Below are 14,368 nucleotides of genomic sequence, written 5' to 3' on the forward strand. Positions count from 1 at the left end.
GAAAGTAGTGCATTACGACCTGTATGTAAAAGATACCCTTGTCAACTATGCAGGTAAGCAAAAAAGAGCGATTGCCGTAAACGGGCAAATCCCGATGCCTACCCTTACGTTTACCGAGGGCGACACTGCCGAGATAGTAGTACACAATCTATTGAAAGAAAGTACCTCATTGCACTGGCATGGCGTGTTCCTGCCCAATAAGGAAGACGGTGTACCCCATCTTACGCAGCAGCCCATTGAACCCGGTACAACCTATACCTACCGTTTCCCAATTATCCAGCACGGTACGCACTGGTATCATTCCCATTCGGGATTGCAGGAGCAGATAGGTATGTACGGTAATTTTGTAATGAAGAAACGGGAGAATGACAAGACCTTTAGAAAAGGGATTGACGATTTGCCGACCGTACCCATTATCCTAAGCGAATGGACGAATTACAACCCCGACAACATCAACCGGATGCTGCACAACGCCAACGATTGGGCGGCTATCAAAAAGAACGCTACGCAGTCATACGTTGAAGCCATTAAAGAGGGAAAATTTGGCGTGAAAGTAACCAATGAGTGGAAGCGGATGCTGGCAATGGATGTGAGCGATGTTTACTATGATAAAATCCTTATCAATGGCAGCAATGCACCGGAGCTAAAAACGGTTGACGGCAAAACCTTAAAGGCAGGAGACAAAGTACGGCTTCGCATATCCAACGGCGGTGCATCTTCCTATTTCTGGCTGCGCTATGCCGGAGGTAAGATTACCGTGGTCGCCAGTGATGGCAACGATGTGGAGCCTGTCGAAGTGGACAGGTTAATCATTGCCGTATCCGAAACCTATGATGTGGTCGTTACCATCCCCGAAGACGGATTGGCGTATGAGTTTTTAGCGACTACCGAGGACAGGACGCAATCGGCAAGCTACTTTATCGGTAACGGTGTCAAACAGCTTATTTCTCCGCTCCCACGACTGAAGTATTTCGAGGGGATGAAGATGATGAACGACATGATGAAGATGAACGGCGATTTGAACGATATGGGCATGAAGATGAGCCTGAACCAAATGGATATGAACGTGGTCATGTACCCCGAAATAACCGGAGAAGCGGGAAAGAAAGCAGACCACAGCAAGCACGAGGGTATGAATATGGACAACGACCCCAACCGTTACAATGCAAATGCTTTGGGAGATATTGTTACCTTAAACTATGCCATGCTCAAATCTCCCTACAATACCACGCTTCCCAAAGATGCGCCCGTAAAGGACATAAAATTTACCCTTACCGGGAATATGAACCGCTACGTTTGGAGCATGGACAACAGGGTGCTTTCTGAAACGGACAAAATACCCGTTAAGAAAGGTGAGGTTCTGCGCATCACCATTTATAACAACTCCATGATGCGCCACCCGATGCACCTGCATGGATTTGATTTCCGGGTGCTGAACGGCAAAGGTGAAAATGCACCTATGAAAAATATCATTGACATCATGCCAATGGAAACGGACACCATCGAGTTTGCCGCCAATGAGGAGGGCGATTGGTTCTTTCACTGCCACATCCTGTACCACATGATGTCGGGGATGAACAGGGTGTTTGCCGTAGGCGATTACCAAAACCCCTACCTGCCTGATAAGGCTAAATCCTATAAAGCATTACAGCGGGAAAGCAACATGCCCCATTTCATGGCACAGAATGATTTCGCCACCAATGGTAATGACGGTATGGCAATGCTGCAAAACACAAGGTGGAATTTGAGTTCGGAATGGCGTTTAGGTTACAATGATATGCACGGCTATGAAGTAGAAACCCATTTGGGCAGGTATTTGGGGAAAATGCAATGGTTTATGCCCTTTGTGGGATTTGACTGGCGTTACCGAAAAATGGGAATAGACGAACACGAAACAAACTTATTCGGACAAAAGAATAAAAAGGATACACGCCGGGCTGTGAGCTTAGGTTTTGTGTACACCTTGCCCATGCTCATTAATTTTCAGGCAGAGGTTTATCACGATGGTATTGTAAGGCTGGCGCTGATGCGTGAGGATATTCCCATCACCAAAAGGTTAAGAGGTGGCTTCATGGTAAACACAGACTATGAATATATGGGAGAACTTAGTTACATCATCAACAAAAACATCGGCATCCGCACCCACTATGATAGTGATATGGGATGGGGTATAGGGCTTGCCTTGACTTATTAAAATTGAATAACTAAGGTTGTAAACTGCGAACCGTAAAATATCGGTCAAAAAACAGTTGGTGATGCGGGTATAATTCGTAATGATTTACCTGCATCATACTACAACCCATTAAAGTATGCAACAAAATCTATCTATCGTTCCATCATCAACACGATACACGTTGCAGTAATTGCATAAGGAAGCTAATATGAACAGTATTAGCTTTTCTGTTTTAACTAATAACATCTATATCAAAATAAGCGGATGAATAAATTCTATAATGAAACACTACATAAACTGGAAACAGCCATCAACGAATTGGAGATTGAAAACGATTGCTCGGTACAACGGACGGAAGCTGTTATAAACCGCATTGTGCAATGCCTGTCAGAAGTAAAGGAATATGTCTTGAAAAGAGGGTTTAAGAACGCTGATGAAGAAATCCGGTTTTTCAAATATCAAAAGCCAGTCATTGTTGCAAAACTCATCTACTACAATGCCATCTATAAAATTGAAACGAGAAAGCCCTACGGGTCAAAGCGCATTAGAAAATACCTTAAAAAAGAATTGAAGAAGCTGAAAAGGTTCTTTGACAACAACATTGATTTTTACAAGTACTACCGTAGCAACAACTCGTTCCTTGACGAGAAAATGTTTTTACGGGGCAAGCACGATATAAAGCTGTGGCTGGATACCTATTACTTTCAGTCTGACCAGTCCTTTTCTACCTCCCACGATTACAAGGTAGCCAAGATAATAGCGAATGATTTGATACAGGTCTATATCGAAGACCAACTATATAAAACCACCGAACAGGGCGAAGAATATGCCGACCTGCCAAAGTTGACTTGGACAGCCAGCAAAGCCTACCTGACCGAGCTGATTTATGCCTTGCACGCTTTGGGTGTCTTTGACAATGGCAATGCAGACATAAGGGAGATTGCCAAGTATTTTGAAAGGGTGTTCAATATTGATTTAGGTAATGTCTATCATATATTTTTGGAACTCAAAAACCGGAAGATTAACCCAACCAAATTTGCGGATGCGCTTCGGGATGCCCTCATCAATAAGATGAATAACCAGGACGAGAAGTAGCGATGGTAAATAGGGAAAAAGTAAACGAGGACTTGCAGATCCTCGTTTACTTTTTATCAAAATTCCTCGTCTACCGGTTCCGAGCGTAACCCATACATACTGTCATACCTCAATGGGGCTACGGGATAGCCGTTTAATATCCGGTAATTCCTCATGACTGCCTTTACAGGACAGGGACACAAATCATCTTCCCATGAAGCCGGGTTATTTTCATCAAACTGCCCCTCTATTAAGGCTAACACAGAATGCCCTCCATCACTCGTGTAGCAATACCACTATTGGGATAAAAGGGCTTCAAAATCGGTTATATTGTATTCATTATAATGACCGCAATGTGCATTAAAATAAGGTGGGTCGCAATAGTGGAATGCCCCCGCATAATCCCGGCTTCTGATAACCCGAAGCGCATCCATACATTCAACCTGTACCGATTGCAGCCTTATGGCATATTCAATCGTAAATGCTTCCCGTTTTCTCCAAATCTTAGTGGAAGCCTGTTTCTTTGTCCGCTCATAGCCCCAACCACCATTTAGCTTACCGCCAAAGGATTGGGAAGCAAGCACCCACACCGCCCATACACGCTGAATACGGCTGAACAGATGCGGGTTATTGTACATAACGGTTGCATCGCTGTGTAATGAGCGGCTGTATAAACTTATCCGGATTAATTTTTCAAGTTCAATAAACTCATTTTGTACAACTTCGTAAAAGTTGATGATTTCCCGGTTGTTGTCGTTTATAATTTCTACATTGGATGGGGCTTTAGACCAAAAAATTACACCTCCACCAACAAAGGTTTCTGTATATGTTTCGTGACTTGGAATTAACGGTAAAATTACCGAAGCCAGCCTTTGCTTGCCCCCGTAATAGGTAAGTGGCGTTTTGTTTTTCATAGTTCGTAGTTTATGTATTATCTAAAAAGTAAAGCATCTTGCCAACCTCCGTGTTCATCTTGGAAAAGGCAAACCATTTCTTGCCCAAATCCTTTAATGATGCGCCGATATGGTACAGTTCTGTCCCGTCAATAATGAGGAAACGGTCATGCGCATGGGCAAAAGCATGGATATTGATAGCGGGATATTGGCTGTTGTAGCGTTGCAAATCGAGTTGTAACTGATTGCTGATGCTTTTGGTATAAATAGTGGCTGATACGGATTGCCCACGCTTTCCGAGTAGCGTTAGCACCGTATCATCCACATAGTTGTCGATAAGGATAATTGACCTTTGTGCGCTCCGTATAATATCTGCGACAAAGGTATAGGCATCAAATATCTGTCCGTCATAGAAAATACCTTTTTCGCTGTGCAGCTTATCACTTTCCAAAGCCTTAAAGATTTCCTCAAACTTGCCGTCCGCTTCAATCTGTTTGAGTTCCATTTTATCCATCCGGGAAAACAATGCGGCATTGCCGATTAACAATTTTCGCATTTCCACAAAGGCATTCATAATCTCAATGCTGACCTTTACGGCTATCTCGCTGCGCAGCACGGCGGATAGCATGGCGACCCCTTGCTCGGTGAACACGTAGGGTAAATAACGCCTGCCGCCGTAATTTAAACTTGAGGTTCCAAATTGGAACCTCAAGTTTTCAAGTTCCTCTTGGTTCAGTTGGAAGCAGAACGTTTCGGGAAAACGCTCGATATTCCTTTTTACGGCTTTATTGAGGTTCTTTGTTTCTACTTGGTATAAAGATGCAAGGTCGCTATCAAACATAACCTGTTTGCCCCGTACCGTGTAAATAAGGTTTTCTATTTCCTTCCGGCTTATGATTGCGTTGCTGTTCATTTCTTTTTATATGTATTGTTGTTAAATTCAAAAGAGGTTTCGCTATTATCTTTCAGTACTATACGGGCATCGAATTTTTTGCCCGCTTTGCTTTTCATTCCTTTGATAAGGCTGGTCATTCTTTTGTTTACGAGGTTTTCTACTTCGTTAAGGCTCAACTGTACCCCGCAAATATTGCGGAACAGGAGCCAGTTACACGTTTCATCGGGGCATTTGACCACCTTATCCCTGATAAGCAGTTTATGGTTTTTGCATTTGGGACAAATGAGTTCGGGATGCTTTTCGCCCGCAATGCTGATGCTCAAAAGTTCCTGTGTAACGGATGAGGCATAGGCTTTCATGGATTGGTGAAAATACGTAGCATCTGCCTCATTGTTCTCAATCTTCTGCAAAGCCATTTCCCATTCGGCGGTCATGGCTACATCGGCAATTCTTTTATCCTTTACCGCTTCATAGACCTGTAATCCTTTTTCGGTAGGAATAAGGGATTTCTTTTCACGCTTGATATAATCCCTTTTAAAAAGCGTTTCGATGATTGCCGCCCGTGTAGCAGGTGTGCCAATGCCGATGCCTTGCAGGGCTTTACGCTCGTCTTCGTTCGCTATTTCCTTTCCGGCATTTTCCATTGCGGACAACAAACCAGCTTCGGTATAAAGCACAGGCGGTTTGGTTTTCTTTTCCAATACGGATGCCTCTTTTATTTTCAGTTCATCACCGCTCTTTAATTCCGGTAATTCCTGCATAGGTTCATCGTCATCCTCTTTAAAGTTCTTTCTGATACCACGCCAACCCGCTTCGTGGATTTTACAGCCTTTCAGCGTAAAATCATAATGCAAAGCCTGTAATGTGATGTCGGTTATTTCTTTGGTACAGGCTTGTGATAGGGCTTCCAGCAAACGCAGGGCAATCATGTCATATATGCCTTCTTCGTTTAGGGGTAATTTGGATGGGAGCGTTTCGGTGATGAGCAGACCGTGATGGTCTGTTACCTTTACATCGTTTATGATACGTTTATTGAAGCGACCCCATTTCAGTTTCCCAACCGCTTCTTTACAGGATGCCCTTGCTTCCAACTTCCTTACCAATGCGGGTATTTCTGCCCAAATATCTTCGGGGATATATTTGCTCCCGGTACGTGGATAGGTGATAAGTTTCTTTTCGTATAGGCTTTGGGCAATGTTCAGCGTTTCTTCGGCGGTCAGGAACAGCCTTTTGTTCGCTTCCTTTTGCAATCCCGTCAGGTCGAACAACAAGGGTGGTTGCTCTGAAACTGTTTTGGTTTCGACCGCAGTAACCGTAGCTGTTCCGGTACGCTCAATGGATTTTAGCGTATCGTCAGCCAGCTTTTTGTCTTCCCATTTGGTTTTGGAAAGGCTTTTAAAGTCCACAAATTCCTTGCGGTGTCCTAACTGTATCTGCCAATACTTTTTGACGGTAAAGTTTTTGTTTTCGAGATACCGTTTGCAAATAAGGGCAAGCGTGGGCGTTTGTACTCTACCGAGGGAGTACACGCCACGCCCTGCAATACTCAATGCCTGCGAAGCGTTGATACCCACGAGCCAATCGGCTTGGCTCCGTCCTTGCCCGGCTTGGTAAAGCCCGTCAAAGTCGCTGCCTGCCTTTAGATTGTCAAACCCTTGCTTGATGGCTTTTTCGGTAAGTGAACTTATCCAAAGGCGTTCAAATGGTTTGTTGCACTTTAGGTATTCATAAATGTACCTAAAGATGAGTTCGCCCTCACGCCCTGCATCGGTAGCCACGATGATGCTATCCGAGCGGCTGATGACCTGCTCTATAATTTTCAACTGCTTAACCGCTCCGCTATCGGGAACGTAGGCTTTATCCTTTCTTACCTTTCGTACCGTCAGTAAAAAGGGATTGGGTAAAATGGGCAGGGCTTCCCTTTGGAAACCCGACAATCCGTAGTCTTCCGGCATAGCCAGTCCGACCAAATGCCCGAACGCCCACGTAACCTGATAGCCGTTACCTGTCAGGTAGCCATCCTTTTTATCGGTGGCTCCCAACAAGGCGGCTATCTCACGGGCTACGCTTGGTTTTTCTGCAATAACTGCTTTCATATCTTTTTTTTAGTGATTATCGTCTCATGCCTCTGGATTTATTGGCTTTGGGTGGTTCCTGCTGTTCCTGTTGTTGTTTGTTGACAGGAGCATTCTGTTGGGATTTTAAAGGCTCTTGGATATTTTTGGTCGCCTCGTTGGTTTTCCCCTCGGAATTGACGGATACCTGCGTTTTATTGGCTTCGGCGGGCTGTATTTTATCTTTCAGCTTGTTGGGGTTGGTGAATGAGAAATCCTCTTTCCCGGTTTGTTTATCAAAGGTGATATAGCCCTGATATTTTTTGCCTTTCTTGTCAATCAAACCATCCACATGAACTGTTTGCCCCGCATTGTACTTTTCATATTGCTGGTCGGTCAGTTCTTTTCCCCTGAACGTTTTCGGTGCTTCATACGGTGCTTGTCCCTGTTGCTGGCTGGTTTGCTGGTTTTGGGATTGTTTATAGTTTGCACCCCGGTCAAAAAGGTACTCCGGGTAACGCTTATCCGCATTGTACTGGACATCGCTGTCGAAAGTTTTTCCTTTCTTGGAAACCATACCCTCAATGTAGATAGATTTGCCCTCGTATAAGTCTTTCTTTTGTTCTTCATTGAGTTTTACACCGCCAATTTCGTCAGGCACTTTTATCCAACTCTGCGGTAAGGAGATAACCTCATTTGTCAATTTATCAATACTAAGAATAGACGGAACTATTTCGCCAGTCTTTGGATAAGTCAAATCCACGACACGCCCCATGTTTCCGGTTTTGAGCAGGTTGTCCCTGTCTTCTTTTGTAAATTCGTGACCGAAGAAAGGTGCATGTAGGTTCGGCTCGTGACGGACACCATACATAGCGAATACAGGCGTTCCGTCCTGACCACTATGAAGACCGAGCCTTGCATCCGAACGGAGTACAACCGTACCTAAATTGACACTTACAGGCACTACAAAATTGGTTTTGTAGCCCTTTAATAAGCTGTCCATCGCACCCATTTTTTCGAGGGTTTCCCGTTTCACGCCGAGTTGCTCTAAGGTCTTCCAATCAATATCCTCGGCTTTGTAGCGGTAATCGCTTTTTTCCGGCGTTGCTTCTGTTGTTTGCGTTGCCTGTGTTGTTTGTGCTGTTTCCATATCTTTTTTGTTTTCTTGTTGTTGCTCCTTTGGCTCTTTGACCTCATGCTTGACCATGACCGCCTCGCCCTCTTTGGTAGGGGTATCAACCTGTTGTTGAATTTTTTGGGCTGTTTCGACTGCTTCCTGTGCAGGTACTTTAAAGAATGAGAAGCGTGTAGGGGCTTTTAGCTGCCGCCAAAAGTTGGAGAAGAAGTTGGAAAATATATCCCCGCTCTTATCTACCCGCATGAACTCGCTTTGGTTCTTTTTATCGGCATCAACGGTTTTCAGACTACCGTTTTCATCAATGCCTGTAACCGCTTGGATTTTCTTTTTCTCTTTATCCATGACCAACAAAACATCCGAAAGCTGTTCGGGGGCTTGCTGTGGATTTTCAATTGTCTGTTCGCTCATAATATTGATATTTTAAAATGTTATCTGCCGAAAGTAATGGATGTGGGTACGGCATAGCCGTACCTGTCTCCCGGTGGCATCGTTTGTCACTGATTGTCCTTTGTACGTTGCAGGGGAACGTTGAAACTTTCCCTTATGAATTGGTGTACATCCGATAATTTGTAGTACAGCTTGCCACTAATGGTGTAATACGGCAGCTTGCCGGATGAGCGGTATCGCTGCAAAGAGCGGTGGCTGATTTTCAGCATTTGCAAGAGGTCTTGATTGTCCAATAGTTCTTCGCCGTCTATGGTATTGCGTTGCTTCTGCATATCTATGAGATGTTGTTTCAGAATATCGAAACGCTCCATGATACGCTCCATCCACGCAAAAAATTCCATTCTGTCTATGTTCATAGCAATACGTTTTAATTATTTTCCCGACTTTATTTTTCTCCCTTTTTCGACATAGCTTTTGCCCTTTGCCATAAGTTCCCGCACATATTCCTCGCTGGTCTCCACGGCGTGGGCATTGAGCATATCCTTTATGGCTCGTATGGTGTAGTAATATTGTCCGTACATCTTGGAGTAGGCGATTTCGCCTTTGGTACGCATACGCCAAAGCGTTTTTTCGCTGATGTGGAGGTACTGGCAGACTTCATGGTTATTGAGCCACAAACTATCGTAACTGGTGTCTTCCAGTTTCAGGAGGTACTCGCTTATGGATTTAATGCGCTCGTTGAGCTGCTTCCATACTTCTTCTTCAATGGTTATTATTTTCATTGCACAGTTGCTTAATGTTCACTGTACAAAATTGGAGCGTTTGGCTGGGGCTGTCTTCCGATACGTGTCTATCAAAAAGGCACTTTTTTCATTTTTTTTGCAATTGGCGTAAAGTGCTGTTTTGTAGCAGTTTCTTATTTTTAATGTTGCAAACGGGTATTCCAAACAACGGATGTGTCTATATACACATATAGGCTAATGGTCAAAAAAAAACAGCACCGTATGATGCTGTTCATTTATGGTAAAAGGTTTGTTATTAGTAGCTGTCTTCCCTGTCCATGTAATCCTCTAAGCTGGATTTGAGTTGGTCTAAAAACAAAGTGCGGGAGCCTGAACGGGTTTTCATACGGTGAAAGCTGTTGTGTATATCATTGAGAGAAACACGGAACAGGATTTGAAATACCATACTGATTTTGCGAATACCCAATTTTCCGTGTGAAATGGCATCGGCAGCATGGAGGGCGTAAATCAATTCAATGAGTGCATTCTTTGTCTGTGTCCAAAATATATCTTTTTTGGCTTCTCCATCCAATAAAATATTGTCAGGATTATCATCGGGGCTAATCCTCGTTATCAAATAAGAATATAATAACTCATTTGCTATGATGCGTGCTGCCTTATAATCATAGTAAGTACTAAATTGCGGGTCAATTTCAAAAACAAAGCTGTTTAGCCCGTCATGATAGTTTATCCGTCCCCGCATAAAATATTCCTCATCCCTGTCTACCCGTCTCAAACGATAATATCGGTAAAAATAGGAATTGCTGATGTTCTCCCTAAAATCCAGCTTCAACTCCTGCAACTGCGCTGAAAAATAGGAATGGTACATTTTTCCGGTTTCCACAGGACAGGATGTTTCGATGCGAAAAACCTTATTGTAGTATATCAGCTTGCCAAGTATTTGCGGTTTGGTATTTTTAAAGAAGTTGATTTCTTCCTTATTGTCTTTAAAACCCTCTTTCAAAATGTACTCCTTTAGCGTATTCAATAACTCTTGCAGATAAATCGTCATTTGATAGGCTTCATCAATAAGGCGTGTCGTAGAGGAGGAGACTTTACGTTCCTGTTTCTCAATTTCGGCAAGAATGTGGCTCAAAGTCTTTCTCATAGCTAAAGGTTTATTTGTAAGCACTACTTCATGTTTACAAATATTGCCTTTAAACCCCACATTATTTCCCAATATGACCCTAACTCTTGAAAGATTTTCCCGTAAGATTTTATGAAAGAATGTGAAATATAAAAATGGGAATGTAAAAACAAGCCACGAAAAGAGGGGTTTTGTTTAATATATTTTTTATATTTGCTATTGATTTACAAGGAAATTGAGTGAAGATGAATGCAACAAGCACCATTACTAAATCGTTACCGACAACGATAGACCACCTCGTAAACTACTCATTCTAAGCTATTTTTAGCATTACCGTTATTTTTATGAAAAAAAAGCAGAAAGTTTTCTTCTTGATCTTTGCAAAATTGAAGAATGAAAAAAACCATGAAATTCGAGGAAATACAAGTGAAACGGGATCATTTTAATTTACATCAGGTGGTTATTCTTTCTATCGGATGAAACTCAATTAAATTTTGCCCTTTTAAAGACGCAAAAATACGGTTTATGAAGCTTTTTCCTTCCATTCCGATAATAATCATCAATGGTTCTGGACAATGATATTTATGATCTGTGGATATTTTCTTCATCTGGTTGATATCCTGGAAGCTTGGATCAGGTAAAGCATAGGGATGATAATGCCATTCTCCGAGGTAATATCGACCTTTTTGCCAGTGGTTGTCTAAGATTTTTTTTAAACCCTTTGTTCCCCTTACAAATGTTGTTCTACCATGTTTAGAGTCACTGGGCGGACCGGTGACAGCCGTAATATTCGCTGACATATTATTATCTTCGTAATATCCGATCAGTATTCCTCCCGTTTCTAAATTTCCGGACTGGGAGCAGTACGTTTGTAGTTCAAAAAGTAGATCTTCGGAAAGATGAATTTTTAAATTATTTTCAATATTAGCGTAGACCATCGTTATTCTTCGAATATTTTGATACCTATAAATGTATCGTTGTTGTTATATTGTTTTTGGATGATGGTTAATTTAGATGTGTCACCATCAAAAATCTGCTTTTCAAAACTTTTCACTGCGGCACCTGCAAGCATTTGTATGTCATCTATTCTAGCAGGGAATAAGGGGTGCCAACAGCCTATACCTTCAATTAATTGTTCTTCTCCGCTTACCTTTTTTGCATCCATTTCCAGCCATTTTTTAGATTTTGCATTAAAATCACTTAAAAAATTTTGTTCACCGCTATTGAGTCGAATCGTATAGAGGTACAAAGTGTCTGCCATATAACCTGTTGATATGGATGTAAGCAAACATGTGCTATCCACCAAACTGTCATTGAGAAAAGCAATGACGGAATCTTGACCAGTGGCTTCAATAACAATATCAAAATCTGATAAGGTTACCTTGTTTTGACTGATGGCATCCCCAAGCGAAGAATTTTCATATGTGCAATGTACAGAAGGGAATATGCGGTTCAGATGATTTGATAATGCTTCGGCTTTTGGAAGCCCGATAGAGTCTAGTGTCAAAATATGGCGCGATAAATTTCCTGCGACCAACGTATCAGGATCTATTACTTTAATGTCATTCATACCAAGTCTCACCAGTGACTGAATGAAAATTGAGCCAACAGATCCTGCTCCAATTAACAATACTTTCATTTCTGACGTATCTTTTTTCATTCTGCCTCTATTTGTCAATTGTTCTTGATTCCAGTTGTCTGTTTTGATCCAGTTTATTTTTTTATTAGGCTGTAAAGCCAGTTTGATTAGATGTTTTGATAAGCCGGTGGCATTGGGTCGGAATCCTTTTATTTTTGGTAATTGTGGATATGTGAACGCAAACCAATGCATTAAATGATTTCCCTGTCCGATCCGCTCTGCTACAGGAAAACCTAAAAATACAGCATTAGGAAATGAGCCTTGTTTCTTTAGATTGTGTGTCTGCTTTACAAAGGTGGATAGCAGATCAATTTTTTGAAGATTTAATATCTCAATTAATTCTCCATAAGTAGTTGGAATCTGCCACGGGCGAATTACTGGAATATTTTCAAGAACTAGCCAAATTCCGTGCTGATGCCCGTTTTGGCTATCCGTAATGTATTTACCCCAGTTAGGCTCAATGCTAAAATTGTCGCTTCTAAATTGCAGGACTGCATAAATTTCCTTGCTCAATTGCTTGTAAGTGAAAGTTCCTTCCTTATGATCACTTTTACACCAGCTATCAAATGTAGCCCTGTTTTCGTTAAAAAAAAGCTGGTATTTTTGTCTTGGTGGGAATGCTGGCAATTCGAAAGGATCACCATCTTCAACCAAAGTATTATTGCTGGCGGCGGTTAGCCAGCTTTTACATCTATCGATATGCCAATAAAGTCTTGATGTTCCGTATTTCGGTTCGGTAAGATATTGTTTTCTTCCCCAGCTTCCTTGACTCTCGTCAAGACATAGCTTGCCGCTGGACCATGGTCGATCTTTAATGATATGATTAAAATCCTGATGCTGAAAAGTGGTTGTAATGCCTTCTTTGCTGTCAGGCATCACCAAAATATTGCCTGCGGGATATTTTTGGTCAACTAAAACATGCCAAACGGTATCGTTTGGCACTAAGTCCTGGTCAGAGCTTTCAATGGATATTTTAAAGGTCAGTTTCCACTTTTTTACGATGTAATCCCAAGTCATATCCTCTAGCATTTGATAGCCTTTAATATCCTCCAGTTGCCTGCGAGCAGCTTTCAATATTTCGGTAGGCTCCAAATTATGCGAATCTACCTGGTCCAGCATCTGTATTCTCCTTTCTTGTTGTAAACCCAGCTGAGCCAGAGGATAGCGTATTTTTGGTGTCATCTCCGTCGTATGATGGAAATTTATCACCAAAGAATTCTCTCCACTTCTCTACCTGCTCCTTTAAAGTTTCAGCCTCCAATGCCTCCTTCGCCAGTGCTGCATATTCTTCTACAGAATCATAAAATGAAATAAAATCATCATTGGAAACTCTTTTCCACACATTGTGTTCTGGTACACCTCGGTCAGGTAGGACAGGAGTAGTCCCCCATAACCTCTCTGAACTGTAGGTGTCTACTATTCCCTGCAGTGTCTTGTAAACACCTTCGGCAACAGAAGTGACACCGTCCGGACAGCAATCACCGATCATGTGTTCGATTGGATAACCTTTTGGATATTTTAGGTCAGTTAGCTTCAGCGTCCTCCACCATTTTAATGCTTTAACAATATTTACAAAATGCTTGTTTGTATTTTTATTCTTGTCTCTAGTCCAACGGATCTGCTCTAGTGGATGAGTTTGGTCCCAGGAATTAGCTTCACTGTCCGGAATCCATAAAGGCTCCATTTTCCACTCAGCTTGGTTTTTTACAGATTCTGCCAAAAAGTTAAAAGCTTTCATAGGATCAGGATCGCTCCATCCTTTTGTTAGGCGCCATTCATAATCATTGGTAAAATCTTCAAGCATTAGACTAGATGTCACACTGCTTGATTTTAGAAGTTCTCTATCTGATTCAGACGGAGCAGAAGTTATTACAATATCCAGATCAACGTAAGATAGTTCAATTCCAATTGATCGACCTTGAATTTCATACTTTCCCTTATAATGTTTTTCTACAAATGGGATAAATTTTTCAATGGCCTGCTGAGGTGTAATTTCATTTCGGTCTAGGTTGGTGACTACTATCACATCAACGTCTGCGCGCTTACCATTTAAAGGTCTGACGGCGGTAGACCTTCTGTAACTACCCTGTAGGAATGTTGAAATAATGATGTCCTTAAGTTCATCATCTGCAGCAAGACGGTCGCGTAATGTCTTATGTCCTCTTTTTAAATCATCTTTTTGAGAAGATGTGAGTCTAATATTTGACAAAAAGTCATTGAAGTACGAATTGATTTTCATGTAGGTT

12 protein-coding genes are annotated in these 14,368 nt (G+C 42.0%); 2 read left to right on the forward strand and 10 right to left on the reverse strand.

Features of this window, described 5'->3' with window-relative positions:
• Nucleotides 1-2,194, forward strand: a 2,194-nt coding sequence (locus BGP15_RS18300) for a multicopper oxidase family protein (protein ID WP_286770428.1), incomplete at its 5' end; no start/stop codon positions are given.
• 243 nt (nucleotides 2,195-2,437) lie between these two features.
• A complete protein-coding gene (locus BGP15_RS18305) occupies nucleotides 2,438-3,268 on the forward strand; it encodes an RteC domain-containing protein (protein ID WP_286770429.1) in 831 nt (276 codons plus the stop codon).
• 275 nt (nucleotides 3,269-3,543) lie between these two features.
• Here the strand turns inward: BGP15_RS18305 and BGP15_RS18310 are convergent, their stop codons facing one another.
• The 10 genes from BGP15_RS18310 to BGP15_RS18355 form a co-directional block, all read right to left on the reverse strand.
• Complete coding sequence (locus tag BGP15_RS18310) at nucleotides 3,544-4,161, reverse strand: DNA adenine methylase (protein ID WP_286770430.1); 618 nt, start codon at nucleotides 4,159-4,161, stop codon at nucleotides 3,544-3,546.
• A 10-nt stretch (nucleotides 4,162-4,171) separates the two neighbouring features.
• Nucleotides 4,172-5,053: an ORF6N domain-containing protein gene (locus BGP15_RS18315; RefSeq protein WP_286770431.1), complete on the reverse strand. Its 882-nt coding sequence runs from the start codon at nucleotides 5,051-5,053 to the stop codon at nucleotides 4,172-4,174.
• Entirely contained in the window at nucleotides 5,050-7,131 is a 2,082-nt protein-coding gene (locus BGP15_RS18320; protein WP_286770432.1) for a type IA DNA topoisomerase, read from the reverse strand. The genes BGP15_RS18315 and BGP15_RS18320 overlap by 4 nt, the downstream gene beginning before the upstream one ends.
• A gap of 16 nt (nucleotides 7,132-7,147) precedes the next feature.
• Nucleotides 7,148-8,635 carry a DUF3945 domain-containing protein gene (locus BGP15_RS18325; RefSeq protein ID WP_286770433.1) on the reverse strand — a complete coding sequence of 496 codons (1,488 nt, stop codon included), beginning with the start codon at nucleotides 8,633-8,635 and terminating at the stop codon, nucleotides 7,148-7,150.
• Between the two features lie 86 nt (nucleotides 8,636-8,721).
• Entirely contained in the window at nucleotides 8,722-9,030 is a 309-nt protein-coding gene (locus BGP15_RS18330; protein WP_286770434.1) for a helix-turn-helix domain-containing protein, read from the reverse strand.
• Between the two features lie 15 nt (nucleotides 9,031-9,045).
• The gene (locus BGP15_RS18335; protein WP_286770435.1) at nucleotides 9,046-9,396 is read right to left on the reverse strand and encodes a helix-turn-helix domain-containing protein; all 351 of its coding nucleotides are present in this window, start codon (nucleotides 9,394-9,396) and stop codon (nucleotides 9,046-9,048) included.
• Nucleotides 9,397-9,652: 256 nt separating this feature from the next.
• Nucleotides 9,653-10,504: an RteC domain-containing protein gene (locus BGP15_RS18340; protein ID WP_286770436.1), complete on the reverse strand. Its 852-nt coding sequence runs from the start codon at nucleotides 10,502-10,504 to the stop codon at nucleotides 9,653-9,655.
• Between the two features lie 431 nt (nucleotides 10,505-10,935).
• A complete protein-coding gene (locus BGP15_RS18345; RefSeq protein ID WP_286770437.1) occupies nucleotides 10,936-11,421 on the reverse strand; it encodes a Mov34/MPN/PAD-1 family protein in 486 nt (161 codons plus the stop codon).
• A 2-nt stretch (nucleotides 11,422-11,423) separates the two neighbouring features.
• Complete coding sequence (locus BGP15_RS18350; protein ID WP_286770438.1) at nucleotides 11,424-13,304, reverse strand: ThiF family adenylyltransferase; 1,881 nt, start codon at nucleotides 13,302-13,304, stop codon at nucleotides 11,424-11,426.
• On the reverse strand, nucleotides 13,216-14,361 hold the full coding sequence (locus BGP15_RS18355) for an SMODS domain-containing nucleotidyltransferase (protein WP_078704206.1): 1,146 nt from the start codon (nucleotides 14,359-14,361) through the stop codon (nucleotides 13,216-13,218). The genes BGP15_RS18350 and BGP15_RS18355 overlap by 89 nt, the downstream gene beginning before the upstream one ends.
• Nucleotides 14,362-14,368: the final 7 nt, after the last annotated feature.

This window comes from Sphingobacterium sp. 40-24 (assembly GCF_001899705.1).
In the GTDB taxonomy this organism is placed as follows: domain Bacteria; phylum Bacteroidota; class Bacteroidia; order Sphingobacteriales; family Sphingobacteriaceae; genus Sphingobacterium; species Sphingobacterium multivorum.